This is a genomic window from Pseudomonas psychrophila (assembly GCF_001043005.1).
Classification (GTDB): domain Bacteria; phylum Pseudomonadota; class Gammaproteobacteria; order Pseudomonadales; family Pseudomonadaceae; genus Aquipseudomonas; species Aquipseudomonas psychrophila.
In genome coordinates, this window is record NZ_JYKZ01000002.1 from 31,813 (window position 1) to 52,017 (window position 20,205).

Annotated in this window: 21 protein-coding genes; 12 read left to right on the plus strand and 9 right to left on the minus strand. The window is 57.4% G+C overall.

Annotation, left to right across the window (positions count from 1 at the left end; all coding sequences use genetic code 11):
- Positions 1 to 104: 104 nt before the first annotated feature.
- The 12 genes from sctW (at position 105) to TU76_RS06260 (ending at position 14,657) form a co-directional block, all read left to right on the plus strand.
- Positions 105 to 1,166, plus strand: coding sequence for a type III secretion system gatekeeper subunit SctW (gene sctW / locus TU76_RS06205; RefSeq protein ID WP_048351502.1), 1,062 nt, complete (start codon positions 105 to 107; stop codon positions 1,164 to 1,166).
- The gene (gene sctV / locus TU76_RS06210) at positions 1,163 to 3,256 is read left to right on the plus strand and encodes a type III secretion system export apparatus subunit SctV (RefSeq protein WP_048351289.1); all 2,094 of its coding nucleotides are present in this window, start codon (positions 1,163 to 1,165) and stop codon (positions 3,254 to 3,256) included. The genes sctW and sctV overlap by 4 nt, the downstream gene beginning before the upstream one ends.
- Positions 3,253 to 4,209, plus strand: coding sequence for an FHA domain-containing protein (locus tag TU76_RS06215; RefSeq protein ID WP_048654674.1), 957 nt, complete (start codon positions 3,253 to 3,255; stop codon positions 4,207 to 4,209). Before sctV ends, TU76_RS06215 begins: the two co-directional genes overlap by 4 nt.
- A 50-nt stretch (positions 4,210 to 4,259) precedes the next feature.
- Positions 4,260 to 5,564: a FliI/YscN family ATPase gene (locus TU76_RS06220; protein ID WP_204369339.1), complete on the plus strand. Its 1,305-nt coding sequence runs from the start codon at positions 4,260 to 4,262 to the stop codon at positions 5,562 to 5,564.
- Entirely contained in the window at positions 5,551 to 5,997 is a 447-nt protein-coding gene (locus TU76_RS06225; RefSeq protein WP_048351291.1) for a hypothetical protein, read from the plus strand. Before TU76_RS06220 ends, TU76_RS06225 begins: the two co-directional genes overlap by 14 nt.
- Positions 5,976 to 6,371: a type III secretion system HrpP C-terminal domain-containing protein gene (locus TU76_RS06230; protein WP_048654675.1), complete on the plus strand. Its 396-nt coding sequence runs from the start codon at positions 5,976 to 5,978 to the stop codon at positions 6,369 to 6,371. Before TU76_RS06225 ends, TU76_RS06230 begins: the two co-directional genes overlap by 22 nt.
- A complete protein-coding gene (locus TU76_RS06235) occupies positions 6,368 to 7,357 on the plus strand; it encodes a FliM/FliN family flagellar motor switch protein (RefSeq protein WP_048351292.1) in 990 nt (329 codons plus the stop codon). The genes TU76_RS06230 and TU76_RS06235 overlap by 4 nt, the downstream gene beginning before the upstream one ends.
- Positions 7,354 to 8,007: a type III secretion system export apparatus subunit SctR gene (gene sctR, locus TU76_RS06240; RefSeq protein WP_048351293.1), complete on the plus strand. Its 654-nt coding sequence runs from the start codon at positions 7,354 to 7,356 to the stop codon at positions 8,005 to 8,007. Before TU76_RS06235 ends, sctR begins: the two co-directional genes overlap by 4 nt.
- A 7-nt stretch (positions 8,008 to 8,014) precedes the next feature.
- On the plus strand, positions 8,015 to 8,275 hold the full coding sequence (gene sctS, locus TU76_RS06245; RefSeq protein WP_019825152.1) for a type III secretion system export apparatus subunit SctS: 261 nt from the start codon (positions 8,015 to 8,017) through the stop codon (positions 8,273 to 8,275).
- Positions 8,276 to 8,288: 13 nt separating this feature from the next.
- The gene (gene sctT, locus TU76_RS06250; RefSeq protein WP_019825150.1) at positions 8,289 to 9,086 is read left to right on the plus strand and encodes a type III secretion system export apparatus subunit SctT; all 798 of its coding nucleotides are present in this window, start codon (positions 8,289 to 8,291) and stop codon (positions 9,084 to 9,086) included.
- Complete coding sequence (sctU, locus tag TU76_RS06255) at positions 9,083 to 10,183, plus strand: type III secretion system export apparatus subunit SctU (RefSeq protein WP_048351294.1); 1,101 nt, start codon at positions 9,083 to 9,085, stop codon at positions 10,181 to 10,183. Before sctT ends, sctU begins: the two co-directional genes overlap by 4 nt.
- 259 nt (positions 10,184 to 10,442) lie before the next feature.
- Complete coding sequence (locus TU76_RS06260) at positions 10,443 to 14,657, plus strand: AvrE-family type 3 secretion system effector (protein WP_048351295.1); 4,215 nt, start codon at positions 10,443 to 10,445, stop codon at positions 14,655 to 14,657.
- 21 nt (positions 14,658 to 14,678) lie between these two features.
- On the opposite strand, the gene TU76_RS06265 is transcribed toward TU76_RS06260, so the two are convergent.
- From TU76_RS06265 to TU76_RS25185, 9 genes are all read right to left on the minus strand, one after another.
- Entirely contained in the window at positions 14,679 to 15,077 is a 399-nt protein-coding gene (locus TU76_RS06265) for a type III secretion system chaperone (RefSeq protein ID WP_048351296.1), read from the minus strand.
- 34 nt (positions 15,078 to 15,111) lie between these two features.
- Positions 15,112 to 15,315: an HrpT family type III secretion system protein gene (hrpT, locus tag TU76_RS25745; RefSeq protein ID WP_072022825.1), complete on the minus strand. Its 204-nt coding sequence runs from the start codon at positions 15,313 to 15,315 to the stop codon at positions 15,112 to 15,114.
- Entirely contained in the window at positions 15,312 to 17,345 is a 2,034-nt protein-coding gene (sctC, locus tag TU76_RS06270) for a type III secretion system outer membrane ring subunit SctC (RefSeq protein WP_053070210.1), read from the minus strand. The genes hrpT and sctC overlap by 4 nt, the downstream gene beginning before the upstream one ends.
- Positions 17,345 to 17,563 (minus strand): type III secretion protein HrpF, encoded by a 219-nt coding sequence (locus TU76_RS06275; RefSeq protein WP_048351297.1) that lies wholly within the window; start codon positions 17,561 to 17,563, stop codon positions 17,345 to 17,347. The genes sctC and TU76_RS06275 overlap by 1 nt, the downstream gene beginning before the upstream one ends.
- A gap of 21 nt (positions 17,564 to 17,584) precedes the next feature.
- A complete protein-coding gene (gene sctL / locus TU76_RS06280; protein ID WP_048351298.1) occupies positions 17,585 to 18,199 on the minus strand; it encodes a type III secretion system stator protein SctL in 615 nt (204 codons plus the stop codon).
- Positions 18,177 to 18,749 (minus strand): hypothetical protein, encoded by a 573-nt coding sequence (locus TU76_RS06285; RefSeq protein ID WP_048351299.1) that lies wholly within the window; start codon positions 18,747 to 18,749, stop codon positions 18,177 to 18,179. Before TU76_RS06285 ends, sctL begins: the two co-directional genes overlap by 23 nt.
- A complete protein-coding gene (sctJ, locus tag TU76_RS06290; protein WP_048351300.1) occupies positions 18,746 to 19,519 on the minus strand; it encodes a type III secretion system inner membrane ring lipoprotein SctJ in 774 nt (257 codons plus the stop codon). The genes TU76_RS06285 and sctJ overlap by 4 nt, the downstream gene beginning before the upstream one ends.
- Positions 19,520 to 19,530: 11 nt before the next feature.
- Positions 19,531 to 19,899 (minus strand): EscI/YscI/HrpB family type III secretion system inner rod protein, encoded by a 369-nt coding sequence (locus tag TU76_RS24605; RefSeq protein WP_082136504.1) that lies wholly within the window; start codon positions 19,897 to 19,899, stop codon positions 19,531 to 19,533.
- A gap of 95 nt (positions 19,900 to 19,994) precedes the next feature.
- On the minus strand, positions 19,995 to 20,162 hold the full coding sequence (locus tag TU76_RS25185) for a hypothetical protein (protein WP_019825130.1): 168 nt from the start codon (positions 20,160 to 20,162) through the stop codon (positions 19,995 to 19,997).
- Between the last annotated feature and the right edge of the window lie 43 nt (positions 20,163 to 20,205).

Here is a 20,205-nt window from a genome sequence, read left to right on the forward strand (position 1 = left end):
GAACCGTTTGCCTGTGATCGACCACACAGGTCATCGAAACTTCCTCACTTGGCCCCCCTATGAAATTTGACGGACGAAACGAAGCCGCGCAGGCAGTGAGTTCGATGCTCTCTTCGCGTGCCGTTCAATTTCAGGTGCCGCAGACGACTGCGCAAGATGCCGCCGAAGAAGTCGGCATGCTGTTCAGTCAGAAGGTTGAGAGCAGCAGCAAGGAACTGACTCAACGAAAACTGCGAACCCTTGATCCCCAAATACAGAGAATTCAGGGTGTTGAGCAGTTAAGTGAACTCTATGAGCAGTTGGGGCATCCCGGCCAGCTCAGCTTGGGGCAACTGGCCCGGCAAGTTCGTCAGGAGCTGTTGTTAACGCCGGATGTCGACAGCCTGCTGACGTTGACCGGGGGTGATCCGGCTCGCACCCATGTCGTATTGCAGCACGTGACAGATCAGGCCAAGGCGCAAGGGCGTGAAATCGAAGCAGCGCTGGCACGGGACTTTCAGGTGCAGGTGCAAGCCCGCTACCACCCACAAATCCAGGCCGGGATGAACATCGCGCTGGCGCTTAAAACGGCGGATGGCGATGCCGCATTACGCCAGGCGGTTCGCGTTTTGTATTACTCCAGCGTGGTAATGAAGCAATCGCTGGTGAACATCACTCAGGCACTGCTGGGGCTGTTCGGTGAAGAGGGGATCAGCGCCGGGCTGGGCATGATGGGCCGAGCGCTGGCGGATGATCTTGCGGCCTACCGCCCCTCGGTGCCGACGATCAAACTGCGTGCCCTGCTGCTCGGCCTGCACAGCTGTAGCCAGCTGGGCAGTGCCTTGAGCGACTGCCGTTTTTTTCTTGAACGTTTGCCAACCCGTGAGCGGCAGGTCGAACTGTCGGCAGTCGCCCTGTTGCAACGCCTGTTGGGATACGCGAGTACGGACATTGACGCCGATGAAGTTCAAGGCCTGAGCCAGCAGTTGGGCGGCGACAGGTTGTCGAGCCAACTGGTCTCGCTCAATCAAGTCTACCCGCTGATTCAGCGCCTTCCCCCGGCGCTGTGGAGTGATCAGGAAAAACGCGAGGCCACCTTGCACCTTTTTTTGAGCCTGATGGGTGAGCACACTCAGGCCGAAGGCATTGCCCGACTGACACCTGGATTGTCGAGATACATTCGATGAAGCTGGTTCAGTGGCTCAATAAAGGCCTTTCCAATGTTGCTAGTCCGGGGGAGGTGCTCGGGGCCATGGTGGTGCTGGGGATCGTGTTTATTTTTATCGTGCCGCTGCCGACCTGGATGGTCGATATCCTGATTGCGATCAATATCTGCATTGCCTGCCTGCTGATTGTTCTGGCGTTTTATTTGCCCAGTCCCTTGGCGTTCTCTTCGTTTCCTGCACTGCTGCTGCTAACCACGATGTTTCGCCTGGCGTTATCGATTGCAACGACCCGTCTGATCCTGATGGATCAGGACGCCGGCGACATTGTCGAGGCGTTCGGTAATTTTGTGGTGGGGGGCAATCTCGCCGTGGGGCTGGTGATCTTTCTGATCATCACCCTCGTTAACTTTCTGGTAATCACCAAGGGCTCTGAGCGTGTGGCCGAGGTGGCCGCGCGTTTCAGTCTGGATGCGATGCCAGGCAAGCAGATGTCCATCGACAGTGACTTGCGTGGCGGGTTGATCGATGGTGCGCAGGCTCGTTACAAACGCGATCAGCTGTCTCGGGAAAGCCAACTGTTCGGGGCCATGGACGGGGCCATGAAGTTTGTTAAAGGGGACGCCATCGCAGGCTTGGTCATTGTAGTGATCAATATCCTGGGCGGGTTTTCCACAGGCATGTTGCAGCATGGGATGAGTGCTGCAGAGGCCATATCGTTGTATTCGGTACTGACCATCGGTGATGGCCTGATCGCGCAGATTCCGGCGCTGCTGATTTCATTGACCGCAGGCATGATCATCACCCGTGTCGCTCCCGACGACCAATCCCCACGCAGTAACATCGGTACGCAGATCGGGCAGCAAATAACTGGCGAACCCAAGAGCTGGATAATCGCATCGGCGGGCATGCTTGCGTTCGCAGCACTGCCGGGAATGCCGACCCTGGTATTTGTCTTTATTGCCTTGGCCACCTTTTCGCTGGGGCTTTATTTGTTGTTGCGCCGTACTAAGGTCGAGCCGCTGCAGCCTGAACAGGTACTGGAAATTGCTCCGGAACAAAACGGCGAAGATGACCTGAGAGGTTTTGATCCGTCTCGTCCTTACCTGTTGCAGTTCGCCAGTACCCATCAACATCAGGAGCGCACCACGCGACTCATTCACGGGATACGTCAAGTGCGCAACAGCATCGTCACCGCTGTCGGCTTGACTCTTCCTCCGTTTGAAATCGAATACAGCGCCCTTCTGGCCGAGGATGAGTTCCGTTTTTGTGTTCACGAAGCGCCCGTGTTCAGGGCGACCTTTGGTGAGTGGCTGGCAGTGGCACGGGACAGTGTCGAAGGGCAGCCCTCGAATGCGCTCAGGGGCAGCGAGCAGCGAGATGAGCTGGACTGGCTGTGGCTGCAACCCGACGATCCGCTGCTGACCCGGACTGAGGTGATATCTGTCAGTGCGCATGCCTTGATTCTCGAACGCATGCGTCAGGCAATGATGATCAGCGGGCCACGGTTTTTGGGGATTCAGGAGAGCAAATCAATCCTCGGCTGGCTTGAGGAAACACAGCCTGAGCTGGTTCAAGAACTGCAGCGCATCATGCCGCTTTCACGATTCTCTGGCGTATTGCAACGTCTGGCCAGTGAGGGAGTGCCTTTGCGTGCCGTGCGCCTGATTGCCGAAGTATTAACCGAACACGGCCAGCACGAACGCGAAGTGATAGCACTGGCCGACTACGTGAGAATCGCCTTGAGGGCGCAGATCTATCACCTGCACAGCCAGATCGATGGCCTGCATGCCTGGTTGTTTTCACCCCACACCGAAAACATCTTTCGCGAGGCGTTACGCCAGACCCAAACCGGTGTGTTCTTTGCTCTGGACAATGAGCACAGCACCCAGCTTGTGCAGTTGCTCAAGGAAACCTTCGAGCCACGTAGACGCGAGAAAACGGTGTTGCTGGTAGCTCACGATCTGCGCAGCCCTTTGCGCACGTTATTGTTCGATGAGTTCAACCACGTTCCGGTCATATCGTTCGCCGAGTTGATGGGCTCGGCCAAGGTCAAGGTACTTGGCCGCTTTGATCTGGAATACGAAGGCCTGCTGCGCGAGGTCGTGTCTTGAGTATTGAACTCTGTCTGCCTGAAGCCGCAACCGTAGTCATCGACATGGTCGAGCCCGGCGACCTGTTCGAATTGAGGGTGTTGAGCGGTTTGCATCAGGGTGCCGCGTTGCCATTGTTCGGCGAGCAATGGTGTATCGGTGCTCATCAGGAGGCCGACCTGGAGTTGTGCGACCCCGGGATAGAAGATCAGCATGCCCGGTTGCACAGCATTGACGGTGGGTGGATGGTGCAGGCCCAAGAGGGCCTGTTGCAGGATGAAACGGGCGCTACCCTGGCGCGCATTGCCAACCTGGTCCCGGGTGCAGAGTTTTCCATTGGCGGCATTCGACTGTGCATCGCCAATGCACACGGTCCCTGGAGGGAGGCGCCTGTACCCGCGCCTTCTGTGTCGAGCGAAGCCGTCCCTGAGCACAGGCGCACACCCTCTGAAGGACGCACGGGGAAATGGCTGATAGCAACCCTCACCGTGCTACTGCTGGCCATGGCCGGATTGGCCATGTTGCCTTCCAGCAAGGTGCAGCCCGCCGTCCCTCCATCCTCTTCTGTCGGCGACAGACGCCCGCTTGCGACGACCCATCAGGTCCATCAGCAATTGCTCAAAATGTTGATCGAACGGGAACTGGGCAATCACCTCAGGCTGGAGGTGGCCGCAGATCAAATCACGCTGCGTGGTGACGTCACCCAAGAGGTGCTGGCGATGGTTTCGCGCATGCTCGAGCGCTTTGAGGCGCAGTTTGAAACATCGATTTCGATCATCAACAAGGCTCAGGAAATCAGTACCGCGCTGCCCTTCAGAATCGTTCAGGTCATCGGCGGTAAACGGGCCCATGTGGTACTGGCAGATGGTCGTCGGTTGTTTTTTGGAGATGAGACTGACGGCGTTCGGCTGACTGCGATCGACAATCATCGCCTGCTATTTGAGGGAAAACAGCGCTACGAGGTGAACTGGTGAGCCCCGGTATTGAACAGCGCCTTGAGCGCTGGCGGCAGCGTCAGTCTGCAATGCTGGCCGGCTTTTCACCGGTGACCGTTTGTGGTCGGGTACTGCGGGTCAATGGCATGTTGCTGCAGTGTCGGTTGCCCCAGGCCCGGATAGGCGACCTGTGCCAGGTCCAGACATCGGGTAACGAATGGATACTCGCCGAAATCATCGGCTTTGATCAGCAAGACGCAATGCTCAGCGCCCTGGCAGGTCTGGAAGGCATCGCTGCGGGTGCGGCAGTTGAGCGGCTGGGTGGCGCCCATCAGGTTCGTGTCGGTAATGATTTACTGGGTCAAGTGCTCGACGGGTTTGGTCGACCGCTCAGTGGCTGCGGCCAGGGCGCTTTCGCCCGACCGCCTTGCAAAGGTGCCCGTGCGGTTGTGTGCGAGGCGCCATTGCCCACAGAGAGGCCGCGTATCTGGCGTGCATTGCCAACAGGCGTGCGGGCAATCGATGGTCTGTTGACCCTGGGCGAGGGGCAGCGGGTGGGGCTGTTTGCCGGTGCCGGGTGTGGCAAGACCACACTGCTGGCCGAAATTGCCCGCAACGTCGATTGCGATGTGATCGTTTTTGGCCTGATTGGCGAACGCGGTCGCGAGTTACGCGAGTTTCTCGACCACGAGCTGGACGATGGATTGCGTGCCAAGGCAGTGCTGGTGTGTGCGACCTCGGATCGTTCAAGTATGGAGCGTGCGCGGGCAGCCTTGACGGCCACTGCCCTGGCCGAAGGTTTTCGGCGCAAGGGGCAGCGGGTTTTATTGCTGATTGACTCCCTGACGCGCTTTGCCCGTGCCCAGCGGGAAATCGGTCTGGCTGCAGGCGAACCCTTAGGACGAGGCGGGCTGCCGCCATCGGTTTACAGCATGTTGCCGCGTTTGGTGGAGCGCGCGGGCCTGACCCAAGACGGTGTTATCACCGCCATTTATACCGTGCTCATCGAGCAGGACTCCATGAGCGATCCCGTGGCCGATGAGGTCCGCTCCCTATTGGACGGGCACATTGTGTTGTCTCGAAAACTGGCAGAGCGAGGCCACTATCCGGCGGTCGATGTGCTGGGCAGCCTGTCTCGGATCCTGAGCAATGTTGCAACAGCAGAGCATGTGCACAACGCCTCGTCATTGAGGCGCTTGCTTAGCGCTCATCAGCAAATCGAGCTGATGCTCAAGCTGGGTGAATACCAGGCGGGAAACGATGCACTGACCGATATGGCCGTCGATAGTCGACGGCAGGTGGATGCCTTTCTGCGACAGGATCTGCGTGAGCCTGCGTCCTTTCAGGCAACTCTGGAGCATTTGAACGAGTTGACCGCCCATGTCCCTGTTTGACGGGCTTCTTTGTGAAACACGTGCCCTTGAGCGCTTGCGCGGCCATCGAGCCGAGCGGGCCGAGCGCGTATTGCAAAAAGTATTGAGCGAGCAGCGGGCCTTGAACCTGTGTGTCGAGCAAGCCCGCATGGATGTTGAGCAAGCCCGTGACCACGAAAACAGTCAGCAGATCGTATTACTGAATCGCTATCGGGGGCAGGTGGTGTCATTCCAGGTTTTGTCGGGCTGGAACGAGGCGCTGCACAAGGTTTCGGCGCATACGGCTGAGCAACAAAACATCTTGCAGTCGTTGCTTGAGCGTCAGCGCCATGAAGCCGTGAGTGTCGAGCGTGCCCGCAAGCACGTTGCCGAGAGTCAGCGACAAGTCGAGAAACTTCGTGAGTTGTCGTTGTTGCTGGCAGAGGAGGGGGTATGGCCCAGGGATCAGGATTGAAATCGGCGCAATTGTCCTTTCATGACGCTCAGACGGCAGTTGTAGCCCGTGTGTCCGAGGCAGACAGCAAATTGTTTGCCGACAACCTGTCAGGCACCGATTTCGGGCTGGCCCATGCAATGTCTGAGCAGTTGTTGCCCCGTTTGGCAGTGACCGGGCAATCACCCCTGCAGTTTGTGATCTGCCTGGCGCGCCGTGGGCGGATCTATGTCCGCGCCCGGTATGAAGGTCGGGCCTGGAGTATTTCGTTGCAGGCTGAGCAAGCCGGCACCCGCCAATGGCTCATCCGCCTGCAGCAACATTGTCAGCAACACCTGGCCCGCACGCTGGGGCAGCCGGTCAGTCTCCAGTTGATGCAGGCGCGCAGGGGATGAAGGTGATGCCCGTCACATGGTCCCGTCTGGATGCTCAACAGGTAGCGGCTTACCGCCGATTGGGTCGTGGCATTCGATTTTCGTTCCAGGTCGCTGGCGAGCCCGCAGAGCTTTTGCTTGAGCCGGGCCATGGGCCTGAGGCCGGGGTCGCGCACTCATTCGAGACCCGGTGCGGCGTCATCACCCTAAGTGACGCAGGCGCGATGCTGAGCCTGTTCGGTGAGTGTCCGGTGGTTTTGGCCGACGGCGACAATGATCCGAACTCATGGTTTTGGGCACTTTTTCAGCAGCGCATGAGCCCGCAATTAACTCGGCTGTTTGGCCACTTACGACCGCTTGCGACTGTGCAGCCGGGCACCTTCGAATGCCGGATCAGCGTGAGTCTTGGGCAGTCACGCAGTGTCGGCCAACTGAGCATGGCGCCTCACAGCCTGTTGATGTTGCATGACGCGGGAGGATGGCAGGCCATCAAGGCGCTGCTGCCCGAGGACTTTGCGCTGGCAGTTCCTGTGGAACTCGCAGGCTTGCAGTTGGCAATTAAGCAGGTACGCACGTTACGCGTCGGTGACGTACTGGTGGCGGAGCATGGGCCGTTCAGTGCGGATGGCATAGGTCAACTGAGTGTCGGACGGCTGCGGCTACACGCGCAGATTGTTGATGAAGGCGGGCGCCGGAGCCTGCGTATTTGTTCTATCGAGGAGTCAGCTGTGGATGAAGTTCTGTTTGCGGGCACGGCGGTTGCTGAGTCAGAGGGTGATGAGCCGTTTGAAACCTTGCTGTTGGATCTGAGCGTGCGTTGTGGGGTGCTCAAATTGAGCCTGGGAGAGCTGCGTCAATTGGCACCCGGCACGGTAGTGAACATTGAAGGCTACGGCACAGGCATGGCCGGGCTGTACTACGGCAATCGCGCGGTTGGGCACGGTCAATTGGTAGAGGTCGATGGACGACTCGGCTTGCAATTGTCGCGCATCAGTTTTTCGCGATGACGGTTCAGGGGGTTGACCCTCTTCTGCTGGCGCTGTTCCTCGCCGGGCTGTCGTTGATGCCCATGCTGCTGGTGGTGTGCACGGCTTTTTTGAAAATCTGCATCGTGTTGATGATTACCCGTAACGCCATCGGTGTGCAGCAGGTGCCACCGAGCATGGCCCTCTACGGTATTGCGCTTGCCGCAACGCTGTTTGTGATGGCGCCGGTAGGTTATGAAATCTCTCAGATTCTCAAGCAGTCACCGGTGGATTTGAGCAGCGTGCAAGCCTTGCAGGACAGCGGTCTGCAAGCCGTAAAACCCTTGCAGGCGTTTATGTTGCGTAACACCGCCCCTGATGTGCTGACCCACCTGCTGGACAACACCGCCCGCATGTGGCCCCCGGAGATGGCGCAACAGGTCAGTCGCGATGACCTGATTCTGCTGGTTCCGGCTTTTGTTCTTTCGCAGTTGCAGGCGGGGTTTGAAATCGGTTTTTTGATCTATATCCCGTTCATTGTCATCGACTTGATCGTGTCGAACCTGCTGCTTGCTCTCGGCATGCAAGTGGTTTCACCCATGACGATTTCACTGCCGCTCAAGTTACTGCTGTTTGTACTGGTATCGGGCTGGACACGTCTGCTGGACAGCCTTTTTCTGTCCTTTCTGTGAGACGCCAATGGACCCGATCCTATTGTTCAAGCAAGGCATGTTGCTGGTGGTGGTGCTGTCTGCGCCGCCGCTGATTGTGGCGGTCGTAGTGGGGGTGTTGACCTCATTGATCCAGGCGCTGATGCAGATACAGGACCAGACCTTGCCGTTCGGTATCAAGCTGGTAGCCGTGGGAATTACGCTGGCGCTGACCGGGCGCTGGATCGGAGTTGAATTGATCCAGTTGACCAGCCTTACCTTCGATATGGCGGCGCGCACGGCGCAGTGACTGGAGCCCTGGCATGGCGCTACAAATACCTTACCTTGAGTACTTGCCCAGCCTCGCCATTGCCATGGCGCGTCTGTATCCCTGCTTTTATCTGATTCCGGCATTCTGCTTTCAGCATGTGCGAGGGATGCCTCGGCATGCCATCGTTTTTTCACTGGCATTGATCCCTGTACCGGGCATTCACCACACCCTTTCGGGCATGGATTACAGCCTGCTCGCGATAGGCGCGTTGGTGCTTAAAGAAGCGGTTTTGGGTTTTTTGCTGGGGATGTTGCTGTCCATGCCCTTCTGGTTGTTCGAGTCGGTTGGGGCCTTGCTGGACAACCAGCGCGGCGCCTTGATCGGTGGGCAACTCAACCCTTCACTGGGGCCGGATGCCACGCCTGTTGGGCACATGTTCAAGCAGTTGAGTATCTTCTTGCTGATAGTCAGCCTGGGGCTGGGCAGCCTGACCCAGGTGATCTGGGACAGTTACCTGATCTGGCCTGCAACGCTTTGGTTCCCGGCTCCGGGGGCAGATGGCTTTGCCGTTTATTTAACGCTGCTGGGCGACACCTTTACGCATTTGGTGCTTTACGCGGCCCCTTTTATTGCGTTGCTACTGATTGTCGAGTTCGCGGTTGCCGTGCTGAGCCTCTACAGCCCGCAGTTGCAGGTATTCGTGTTATCGATGCCCGCCAAGAGCCTGGCAGGGCTGTGCTTCCTGTTGCTCTATCTGCCGCAGTTGCAGGATCTGATTGTGGAACGCATGAGCCGGTTGGGGGATCTTGGGCATTCCTTGGGTTTGTTGTTCAAGGTACCGCCGCCATGAGTGAAGACTCGGGTGAAAAGAAATACGACGCGAGCCAAAAAAAGCTGCAAGACCAGCGTCAAAAAGGCCAGGTCGCTCAGAGCCAGGACATTGGCAAGCTTCTGGCGCTGACAGCCATCAGCGAAATTGCATTGTTATCGGCTCACAGCAGCATGCAACGCCTCGAACAATTATTGATGTTGCCCGTGAGCCTGATAGGGCAGCCCTTCAGCCGTTCGCTGCAAGCGGTCATCGCAGAGGCGGGCTACGTATTTTTTGGCTTTGCCTTGTTGATGACAGGTACGGCAATTGTCATGAAGTTGATCAGTAGCTGGCTGCAGTTCGGCTTTCTGTTTGCTCCCGAAGTCCTGGTGCCTGACTTCAATCGGCTCAACCCGTTCAATCAAGCCAAGCAGATGTTTTCGGCTCAGTCGTTGATGACCTTGCTCACGGGCCTGATCAAGGCGCTGCTGATCTGTGTGGTGCTTTACCTTGTCATAGGGCCGTCACTGGGCGCGTTGGTGGGGTTGGTCAACGCCGACTTGCCTGGCTATATCGACGCGTTGATTACCTTGTTCCGGTATTTATTGCACGTGTGCCTTGGATTGTTGCTGGTGCTGGCGCTGGTGGATCTGGCGTTGCAAAAGTACTTTTTTGCCAAGCGCATGCGCATGACCTACGTCGAAGTGATCAAGGAGTACAAGGGCATGGAGGGTGATCCGCACGTCAAGATGATGCGCCGGCAACTGGCTTACGAAATGGCCCAGCAAGCGCATGCGCCCACGTTGCCGCCGCTGGAAGAGGCCGACATGTTGCTGGTCAACCCGACTCATTTTGCAGTGGCACTTTATTACCGCCCGCCACAAACCCCCTTGCCGATGCTGCTTGAAAAAGGCACCGATGCCCGCGCGCGGCAGATGATCGACAGAGCCAAGGCTGCGCAGGTACCTGTGGTTCAGTGTGTCTGGCTGGCGCGTACGCTGTATCGCGAAGCGCTTGGCAGTTGCATTGGCCGCGAGACATTGCAGGCCGTTGCGCTGGTCTATCGCACCCTGCGCGAACTGGATGATGACGCGCTGCGTGAAACCATTGAACTGCCGGAGCTTGACCGTCGCTAACCGAGAGGGAACCGGGGCCGGGTTTAAAGCCACTTCATCGATATCATCCGATTGAGTCGAGCCTGTCATGCCCTTAGTGCCCATAGATCCTGTTCGTGCGCACATGCGTTTGAACGCAACCCGTCCCGCCCTCCCGGGCATCCAGCAAAAACCTGCTTCGAGCAGCATCGCAAAGTGGTGTTCCGACCTCTTTCAGCGCGGACGGTGTAGCAGGCCGCCTGCGCAATTGACGCAGTTTCGCAGCTATCGGCAGCCTTCAATGGCGTTCAGCGCCCAACTGTCCGATGGCAAAGTCATGACCGAAGGCTCTCACGCCGGGCAGGACATTGCCCACCAGCTCAACCGGTTGCCCAAACGCTTTATGCAAGACCCGGACTACACAGGTAAAGGCCAGGGGCTGCGGATCCTGGACGAAACGCTCAATGTGTTTCATATCCAGTCCACGCCTGCTGCTGCCGCGGTGCTCAAAAGCAGCCGCACCCTGGCGGCTCAACCGTTGCCACTGGCCAATCCCGGCCGTGCCCACCTGGGGCAGATCAGTGGTGTGCACACCACTGATGACGGTCGCCAATTTCGCTTGGTTGAGCAGCGTCTGCATCGGTTTGAACCGCAGACTTTAAGCTGGCTGCCCGACAAGGATGAGGCTGCCTACAGTCGTCTTGGCCTGACCAGGGAAGGCGCGCTGATGAAGGTGCCACTGGGTGTCGGGGACATGAGTGTCGAGGGCAAGACACAGGTGAGCCTGGAACCTTGGGCTGAGGGTTTCTCACTACGGATCAGCCGGGATGCCACAGCCCCCGGCACGCATCTTGTGCCTGTCAGCGAATCGGGCAAGCCCGTGCAACTCACCCGTATTGGGCTGTCGGGCGATACGCTGTACGCCTCCAATGCCCAGGGTGAACTCTTGCGCGGGGACCTGCGCAGCGCGCAGGCTGGGCGTTTGCGCATGGTGCCTGAACCGGCCGGGAAACTTGAGTCTCTGTACAAGGGGGGCGTCAGCATCAAAGGTTTTATGCATGACGACGCTGGCCAGCTCAATGCCCTGATACGTGACACGCACAACCAGCTGCACAGCGCTCCTCTGACAGATACGCCTTCTCAGGAGCCGGGCTGGAACCTCAGTGATGTGTTGTTCAAGGTTATTGATAAGGGGGTGCCGGAGCCTGGGCTGCGAGCACTCGCTAATGCCGTTGATCTGGGCCAGCGGGGCAAGGTTGCGCTAGAGGGCAACACACTGCTGTGTTGGGACTCGCAAGCACAGCAATGGGAAAAGACCGATCACATGAATGTGGACCAGCTGGAGCGGGGACTGGATGGTCGTGCTTATGTGTTGCAAGCCGGTCAGCTTCAGGAACTGGCGACACACAAAAGTCGTGGCTCTGTGTACATGGAGGCTAGTTACGACCTGGCACCGCCTGAGGGCGCCCGCACTCATGTCACCCTCAGCAGCGGGGCAAGCGTCAAGGGTGAACGGCAGATCACAGGTTTTGCGGTGGAAAACGCCAAGCGCTTTGTGACCCTGGATCAAGATAATCAGCTGCATGCCCATGTGGACGGAGCAGAGAGGGCCTTATCCTTTACCCTGCCAAAAGCGCTTAAGGCACTGGCGCTGGATCGCCGGGGAGATCTTTACGCGCAGAGCCGAACGGGGGAGTTGCTCAAGCTGGAGAAAGCCCACTGGCAAAGTCCTTCCTCGACAGCGAAAACGTGGGAAGCCGTCAAGCTACCCGGCAATGAGTGCTTGAAATCACTGCGCATGGGCCCTGATAAACAGTTGATTGCCAGTTGGGGAGAAAACGATCCTCAACAAAATCGCTGGGGCGAAATATTTCGCCAGTTGGTCGTCTCGCCCGACGGGCAGCCGAAATGGGAAGCGCCAGCGCCGCCCAAAGCGGGCGATAGTTCCTTGAACTCAGTGTTGAGTGGCGGTGAAATCAAAAGCCAAAACAACGGCACAGCCTGGGCTGTGACCTCCACCGTTCTAGGCCATAAAGCGGAAGGTCTGGAGCGTGATCGAGGGCTTTTATCCGGCATTGGCGCCCACATAAAACCCCTTGAAGGCCTTAAGAATATAGGCCTGGATATTCAGTATCACTTCAAGGGACGTGCCGGACTGGCTGGGCTTTACGCCGATGATCGGGCCTTGCGCGGGCAACTTGATGCGCTGGCGAAGGCAGCACCCTGCACCACGAACATGACGACGCGTCTTGAACGCTTGAGTGAGCAGCAATCGACGCAAGCTTTGGCTGGCGCCCTCAAGCACGCACTGGGTCAGGTCGAGAAAAACAGTGAGTCTCTGGCTATCCGGCTGGGTGACATCAAGGGGGCCAGGGTTATCCCGGAACAGGCCGTCGCGGCGGTTGATCACTCTGCGAAGCGCTCGGCGTTCAGTCTTAATCAAATGCGCCAGACGTTCGAAAACCTCGCGCCCTCAAACACTAATACCACCGCCGCTTTGCTTCGCAGTTATGAAAAACAGGGTGTTTCCTTGTCGCCCTGGCACGGGGATCAAAAGCGTGATCTGGGCAACCCGACTGCACTGATAGAAAGTGATTTGATTCAACATGCCCGCACACTGTCCCGGCTCGGCGAACTGATCACCCTGCTGGAAAATGACCCCCCCGATCAGCCCCTGATCAGCGGGACACTGGAGGTGATCATGCAGGCGTATCACGACAGCCCTGTGCACAAGAAAGCGTCGCAACAGATCAACAGCTTCGCGCAAGCGGAGACGCTATATAAGAATTTCAAATTATTGGCCAAGGACTTGAGCAACCCCGGATCAGCGCTGCATTTCCATATAGCGCGAACCTTGGGCATTGGCGGGAAGGGGGATATCAAACAGGTCTTGATGCAGCACATTCAGCAATCGGACAGCGGGCAATCCATCGCGTCTAGCCGGACTAAAACCAAGGCGGCCGGGGTATTTGCCACAGGCATGTTGCCTGTGCCGCTGCTTGAAGTGTTTGTAGGCGTTTCGAGGGCCAAGGCGAGTGGCGTCATTTTCAGTCGAACGGATACGGGCGCCACTATTGAAATCAACAGTGGCACGGCTCATGGGCTCAGTGCCTCTTTGGGCAGTGGCGTGACGCTAATGCCCGTGGGGGACGCATTCGGGACCGGAGTTCGGGTGGGGGCGGAGGCAACCCTGGCTGTCTCGCGGGACACGGGTGCAAGTGTCAGCTTTGATGTGACGGAAGCTGACTTGCCGGCGGCGATGGAGATTCTTGCGGGGCGCAAGGGAGATGTCTTCGACCTACTGGACCTGGGTTGTAATCATCAAAGTGGTCAGCGCTCCAAAAACACCGTGGATTTAAGTGTGTCCGCTCTGGTGCAGGGGCGTGCCCATGTTCTGCTGCCTGAAAACTCAGATGCCCTGGCGGGGCTGGTGCGGGCGGTGATTAATGTGGGCGGGGGACTTAATCTGGCCCATTTTGATCAGAGTCGCTCTGTGTCCCAAGGAGCGAAGGATATGACCTGGGCGAGGGGCGACAATTTTCAGCTGTTAGCCAAAGGCAGTGCATCGGCAGGGGTGGGGCCAGCCAACACGGCCGCGTTGGCCCAGGTCGATTCTGGCGGCTCGACTCTGGTGGGGTTCACCGGGTCTGATATTTCGCTCATGGTCAGTTTTGACCGCAGTGCTGCCCGTGCCATGCGCTTTACCTTCAAGCAGCCTGTTGCGATTGAACAGGCGAAAATCAATGATCTGCGTGATGCCTTGTCGAGCCATTCACCGCAATTAAAGGAGCAATTGCTGGCTAGAGTTCCGGCAGAGGGTCACCCGATCGAACAACTGAAAAGCCTGCAACGTCTATTCGAACAACAGTCAGTCCCGGACACACGGCCCCAGGAACACCATGAGCTCAAGAACCAGCTGCAGCAGCTTCATCATCAGCAGGCACTGATTGCACAGGGCAAGCGCGAGCTGAGTTCAGTTGAAGGCACGGTGACCTATGTGGGGCTGAGCGGTGGCGCGCAGGATGAGTGGCTCAACGACGTTGCTCCCGCGAACAAGGCGGCCATTCTCCACTTGTTGGCGAGTCAGCCACAGCTGGCCCGCACCCTTGAAGACCTGAAGAGCAACCAAGGCACTTCCGTGAGCATCGGGCTGGAGGTCAAACCCGATGTGTTACGGATGATCGAAAGCAAGGTCGGGGATGTCCGCAGCCCTGAATATGATGTTCAACAGGCGCTGAAAAACCCGGACAACCTGCGGATCAAAACCATGAGTGTGAGTTACACGGCCAGCCGAACCCATAGCATGGCGTTGCCCACGCCTGTTTTGTCATTCAGCAGCAGTGCAGCGCTGAGCCATACCCATAAGGTTCTCAATACCGAGTTCGAATATGGCAGGGACCAGAATGTTCCGGTCAGCATGAAGCTCAAGGATGTGGTCAGCGAGCCCGGTAAAACGGAGTTCAATCCAGAGGTGCTTGATCTCAAGATCAGGGATGGCCGCAGACCCTTGATGTAACGATACGGCCAGCCTGACTGCTCACGCAGGCTGGGTCAGCAACTGGCGGGTGTCGGTCACTTGTTGGATAAAACCGCAGACCCATTGGCAAAAGTCGGGTGGCGTTAAACGTTCGGCCGGGCACTGGGCACACAGACGTACGCTGTCATCCGCGTCCAGCGCCAACCAGCAACCGTTCAGCAGGTCGGGTTGAAAGTTGAGCCGGAGCAACTGGCGGTCTTGATCAGGGGCAGGGCGGTGAGTGCTCACCGCACAGTGCAGCAAGGCAGCGCTGTGTTGGGGCAAGAGCTCGATGACGCATACCTCCAGCCCCTGACTGTCGAACAATGCACACACGCCGTTTTCCAGATGCAAGTCGACGTTGAGATGCTGACTCAGGGCTGCCAGCAGTAGCTGAGGGGAGCACGGGTGTTGTTTCATTCATATCTGCCTATGAAGTGTTCGGCGGTTGGGATCACTGTTCAAGGAGAACCACCAGATGGTCTGGCCGTAGGGCGTCAGGACCTGTCTCGTTGCGCATGTGTGTGGGCCACCAGATCACCAGGTTGCCGGCGCTGGACACTGGGCGTGTGCACGAATCACCTTGGCAATTCGTGGCACACCCTTGAAGCGTCATCCCCAGGACAAGGGTCATGACAACAGTGAACAACCGGATCATTGGGAGGCACTCTGTGCGGGTGTTAACAAGGATGGTCGAGGCACCGCCTTCAGCTCATCCTGGTCGGGCGGTCGAGTAGCAATAAAGACTTCCGCCTGCTCTCCCGGGGCCAGCCACGGGCGGGGCCAGACACTCACCGCCAGGGTGTTGGTATTGCTGCATTCACTTTCATCGATGCGCACGCGGCTCTGGCTCCGGTTGTGCAAAACCAGGACGGCGACGTTGTAATGGGCGCTTTCGAACCATTGGCGCCGGTCGGGATCAACCCTCAAGAAATCGGGCGTATTACACCGAATACCCGTCCGGGCAGGCATCGGCATGGCCTTGAAATGGGCAGGTATGCGGCCCGTGACCAAATGAGCCAGGGCTTGCGCGACATCGGTGCGATTGATGACGGGCGGGTGCTGCGCCCCACGCCGTGCCAACGGGCTTAGCGCGGCTTCGAGCACCGCCTGATCCGATTGCGGCAAGTAGCGCACAGGGTTGGTCTGATCGCCAATAAGCCGTGGTGTCAGGATAAACAGTCGTTCACGGCGATTATTAGTGGACTGCGTCGAAGAAAACAGCGCTTTGCCCAGCCAGGGAATACTCCCAAGCCAGGGCACCTGATTGCGGTTGTCGGCTTCTTCTGCCACATGAAAACCGCCAATGACCAGGGATTGTTGTTCGCTGATAACCGCTTGGGTACTGACTTTGCCTTGACGCACATCCGGTGTTGAATTGGGACCGACGTTATTGGCAAAAGCGCCGTCCTCAATGTCGATGATCAAATGAATTTGATTGGCTCCACTGGCTGCGATCACCCGTGGGATGACCTGGAAGCTGGTGCCCGTGGTGACCGGCAAGATGTTTGCCACTCCGTCGCCGACGGCTTTGATGTATTGAGTGCGGTTAAAGTCGATGACGGCAGGCTGGTTTTCCAGTGTCATGATCGAAGGATTGGACACCACCGTCGCCAGGCCGCGCTCCTCCAGGGCCTTCACATCGGCTACGAAACGATCAAACCGGGCAATGTTTACAGTCGAGGGGTTGTTGCCTGACAGATTGCCTGTCCCGGCCCGAAAGCGGCTGTTCTGAAACCCCCAATTCACGCCCAACTCTTTGAGTTGAGTGCGATTGATGTCCAGAATCACAGCATCTATTTCTACCAGTTTTCGTGGTACATCCAGCTCGGCGATCAAGGATTGATAGAGTGCCCGTCGCTCGTTCGTGTCGTAGATCAGCACGCTGTTGTTGCGCACATCGGCCTCCACCCGGATGTTGCTTGTGCTTGTTGGTGCCAGGGCGGTTTTAGGCGCTGGGGTTGTAGAGGTGTTTGAGAAGGAGGCGCCGAGGCTGCCTATCGGGGACGCCCTGTCAGGCTCAAGAGCCAATGGCGTTGGAGATTTGGGATCGAGAAGCCCGCGTAACAGGCTGGCAATACCGGGGACTGTCAGTTTTTCGCCCCGATAGTCGATCTGGCGATCCGCAGCGTTGGCGAACTGGAGCGCGAAGGTCAGAACATCCTGTTTGTTGGTTGCCTCTGCCCGTTTACGGCTGAACTGTCTTATTTGCTCTATGTAGCGTCTGGGGCCTGAAACCAGGACTACGCCGATATCGGGCAGCTCACCCCAACCGAAACGCTCGTCCAGCAGGCCTATCTGACTCAGAGCTGTTTTCAAGTCAGCTACGGTGTCTTGCGCGACTTCCAACCGTGCAGAACGTTGTTGGTCCAGAGAGCTGATGTACAGCGTGTTGTTGTAGACGAACCATTGGAAGCGATGCTCCAGCCCCAGCCGATCCAGAAACCCCGGCAGCGTGTCGGCGCGCAGCTTGCCGTTGACGACGCCTTGCAATGAACCGTCGATCTGTAGCTGAAGGCCAACGGTGTGGGCGAAGTCCTCCAAAACATCGCGCAACATCCGGTTGCTCGCTTCATGGGCATAGGGTGTTTTTTTCCAGTCATCGGGCACTGCAGCCATGGCGTGGGGCATTAAGATAAAAAGATAAGTCAGCAATGCGATCTGGCTGGCGCGCTTGATTCCCATCATTACTGCACGGCATCAATAATGCTTTTGGTCAGGCTGTGTTTGAGCCGTGTTTGCTCGGTGATCGCAAACGTTGCGATCGCCACGCTTCGTGACGCTTCGAAGAACCGCCTCATGTCTTCGACACCGGTCTGATTGTTCGAGGCGATTTCATCCAGGTTTTTTTGGGCCTGGGCAAAACGGGTATCTATTCGGCGCTGGACACTTTCGAACGAAGCCATACTTCCTCCAATCAGTAATATTCACGACTCAGTGGCGGCTACGTCATCATCGGTTCCATCGGTGCAAGCAGGTATCAACAAGGCCTCGATGGCTGTGGCCCAGTCGATACGCAGGTCTTCACGGACAGTGACAAGCACCAGAGCCTGAGTGTCGAGGCGTTCATCGGTCTGGAGTTGCCAGGACGTGTCGGGGTGGGTGCTGAGCCACTGCCCAATACGTTCAAGAGCTTGTGGATGGCAGCGCAGCGTTGCGTTCGCGGGCGGGCATTGTGCGCGCAGCAAATGCTCAAGCAAGGCGACGATACGAGCCGGTTGCGGCACCTCATCGAATAGATGACGCAAGGTCTGGTTGACCACTGTTGAAGCGCTCGACTCAATCCCCTTGCACAGGACCAGGTGTTCCAGTTGCCAGTGCGAAAGCTGGGCGTTGGCCAGTTGCCAGAATTCGCCGTGGGCTTTTTTCAACAGGGCCTGCGATGTTGCTTGAGCAGTGCTCAGCAGTTCGTCAGCTTGCGCCTTTGCTTGCGCAAGTACTTGATTGACCTGGCCGCAGTCGATGAGGTTTTCGCGGGTAATAAGTGTCTGGTGCAGTCCAGGGGGCCCGGGCCGCAGTTTAAGGGTGCGTCGTGACAGCATTGAGCTGAACCTCGGTGCTACCTGCGTCTGGATTGTAGGTTTGCTCGTACCAGAGCACCGCTTGCCAAAGCACCTGAAGCTTGGCCGCAGAGATATCCGGTGCTGGGATTTGCTCCATGGCCATGATCCGGCAAGGCGCAAAACGCAGTCGCAATCGCGACCACACGTGCGGTGCGACCCAAGCCCTCAGGAGTTGCAAGGTATCGTCGGTCGGCTTGAGCCAGCGTTGGGTGTGCAAGCTCATGGCCAGACGCTGGCACCACAGACGCTGTGTCGCGTCGAGCCGATTGGGCTCTAATGGCCGGCAAATGTTGTCGGCCAGTTGCAACATGCGGTCGTGTTGTGACGGTCGCGCCAGGGCCAGGTAAACCAGGCTGGCAGTGGGCTTGCAGGGCAGGCAGGGGGCAATGGCAAAGGTCTTGCTCAGGGCCGCGTGCCGGTTACGGGTCAGTCCGGCTTCATAGGCGACTACGTCTGGGGCCTGCCAGTCCGGGTGCGCGTGGCGCCACGGGAAGGCCCACCACTGAGCCCAGCTGTAAGCGTCGCTCATGCAGAGCCCTCTTTAGAGGGGGCCGTTCTATTTCGTAACTTAAGCCACAAAATCGGGCCAGTGATCGCCAGAAGGAACCCAAGAATCGCACCGTAGAAGGTTTTTTTCCAAAACCCCAGGTCTTGCTTCGGCACCAGAAAAGGGCCGAAGAAGAGCAATTGCTGCGTGTCTTGAAAGGCGGTTGCTGGCACAAACACCGTGGTGATTTTATGCGGGTTGTCTAACGCCGTGGCCATGCCCGGAATGCTGCTGGCAACCATTCGGCGTACCCGTGATTGAATGCTGTCGGGGTCAAGCCTTGAGTCGTGTTTGATAAAAACCGAAGCGGAAGCGGGTTGAACTGCCTCCCCCGGGGCTACCCGCTCGGGAAGTACCACATGCACCCGTGCCACGATGATCCCGTCAATATTCGACAACGTGGCTTCGAGCTCCTGTGACAAGGCATGGATGTAACGGGCGCGCTCTTCCAGCGGCGTAGAAATGACCCCCTCCTTGCGAAATATTTCCCCCAGTGTCGAACGAGTGGCTTTGGGTAACCCGGCTGCTGCCAGTGTCTTTATGGCCCGGCTGATGTCTTGCGCACTTACGCGCACGGAGACTCCGTTTTTGGTAGCGATCTTTTGGCTTTGGACGTGTTTGTCTGCCAGTTCGGCGATGACTTCATTGGCCTCTTGTTCGGAAAGCTGGCTGTGCAGCTCGACGCTTTCGCCACAACCGCTCAAACACAACGCGAGCATCAATAACAGGCTCCTGAGAAGGCGCGATGCCATGCGGTTACCGCCTAGGACAGGTTGGTGAGTTTTTCGATGGCTTGTGACGTCTTGCTGATCATCTTGGCGCTCAACAGCGTCTCAAGGTGAAATGCCGATATGGCCCGGGTTGATTTGAGCATGTCGATTGGATCGGTACTGGTGCTGACTTTTTGCAAGGCACGCGCGGCAGTGTTTGAGAGCTCCTGCAATAACGCCGAGCGTTGCTTTAGCGGATGAGCGATTAGGCTGTCGGAGGTTGCGATGTAAGGTGTTTGGGTGGGAGAGGGGAGTAATGAAGCGGTGAACCAGTTGATATCGGCTATTGCAGGTGTATGAAAAGGGGCCTCAAAAGAGATCGACGGTTTTAGGGCGACAGAGGGTGATGTGTTAATTTTCATTTAAACCTCAAACGACGGCTTGGAATTGCGTATTCCAGTTGCTGTACTCACCGATCGGTTAGATGCCCCATCCAGGGATGGGGCGGTGTTAAAGATTAAACAGTGATTTTTCTTGAGAGTTCGGTCATTGCGTTGACCTGTTTGGTTTGTGAATCTATAACCCCATTAAATTTTGCGCTTTTGTTGTCGGTTTCAATTTTTTCTTTAGTGTCATAAAACTTTTTCAACGCTTCCTGTTTGTTGAAGTCTTTTAGCGCTTCCAACGGGTCGATTTCATTGTTGCGACCCCCCCCCCGATAAGTGAGC

What these genes read in the sequence shown, in the direction of transcription:
- sctW (WP_048351502.1), top strand. Translation starts at nt 105, where the DNA reads ATGCTCTCTTCGCGTGCCGTTCAATTTCAGGTGCCGCAGACGACTGCG.
- sctV (WP_048351289.1), top strand. Translation starts at nt 1,163, where the DNA reads ATGAAGCTGGTTCAGTGGCTCAATAAAGGCCTTTCCAATGTTGCTAGT.
- TU76_RS06220 (WP_204369339.1), top strand. Translation starts at nt 4,260, where the DNA reads ATGCTGGCCGGCTTTTCACCGGTGACCGTTTGTGGTCGGGTACTGCGG.
- TU76_RS06225 (WP_048351291.1), top strand. Translation starts at nt 5,551, where the DNA reads ATGTCCCTGTTTGACGGGCTTCTTTGTGAAACACGTGCCCTTGAGCGC.
- TU76_RS06230 (WP_048654675.1), top strand. Translation starts at nt 5,976, where the DNA reads ATGGCCCAGGGATCAGGATTGAAATCGGCGCAATTGTCCTTTCATGAC.
- TU76_RS06235 (WP_048351292.1), top strand. Translation starts at nt 6,368, where the DNA reads ATGAAGGTGATGCCCGTCACATGGTCCCGTCTGGATGCTCAACAGGTA.
- sctR (WP_048351293.1), top strand. Translation starts at nt 7,354, where the DNA reads ATGACGGTTCAGGGGGTTGACCCTCTTCTGCTGGCGCTGTTCCTCGCC.
- sctS (WP_019825152.1), top strand. Translation starts at nt 8,015, where the DNA reads ATGGACCCGATCCTATTGTTCAAGCAAGGCATGTTGCTGGTGGTGGTG.
- sctT (WP_019825150.1), top strand. Translation starts at nt 8,289, where the DNA reads ATGGCGCTACAAATACCTTACCTTGAGTACTTGCCCAGCCTCGCCATT.
- sctU (WP_048351294.1), top strand. Translation starts at nt 9,083, where the DNA reads ATGAGTGAAGACTCGGGTGAAAAGAAATACGACGCGAGCCAAAAAAAG.
- TU76_RS06260 (WP_048351295.1), top strand. Translation starts at nt 10,443, where the DNA reads ATGGCGTTCAGCGCCCAACTGTCCGATGGCAAAGTCATGACCGAAGGC.
- TU76_RS06265 (WP_048351296.1), bottom strand. Translation starts at nt 15,077, where the DNA reads ATGAAACAACACCCGTGCTCCCCTCAGCTACTGCTGGCAGCCCTGAGT.
- hrpT (WP_072022825.1), bottom strand. Translation starts at nt 15,315, where the DNA reads ATGATCCGGTTGTTCACTGTTGTCATGACCCTTGTCCTGGGGATGACG.
- sctC (WP_053070210.1), bottom strand. Translation starts at nt 17,345, where the DNA reads ATGATGGGAATCAAGCGCGCCAGCCAGATCGCATTGCTGACTTATCTT.
- TU76_RS06275 (WP_048351297.1), bottom strand. Translation starts at nt 17,563, where the DNA reads ATGGCTTCGTTCGAAAGTGTCCAGCGCCGAATAGATACCCGTTTTGCC.
- sctL (WP_048351298.1), bottom strand. Translation starts at nt 18,199, where the DNA reads ATGCTGTCACGACGCACCCTTAAACTGCGGCCCGGGCCCCCTGGACTG.
- TU76_RS06285 (WP_048351299.1), bottom strand. Translation starts at nt 18,749, where the DNA reads ATGAGCGACGCTTACAGCTGGGCTCAGTGGTGGGCCTTCCCGTGGCGC.
- sctJ (WP_048351300.1), bottom strand. Translation starts at nt 19,519, where the DNA reads ATGGCATCGCGCCTTCTCAGGAGCCTGTTATTGATGCTCGCGTTGTGT.
- TU76_RS24605 (WP_082136504.1), bottom strand. Translation starts at nt 19,899, where the DNA reads ATGAAAATTAACACATCACCCTCTGTCGCCCTAAAACCGTCGATCTCT.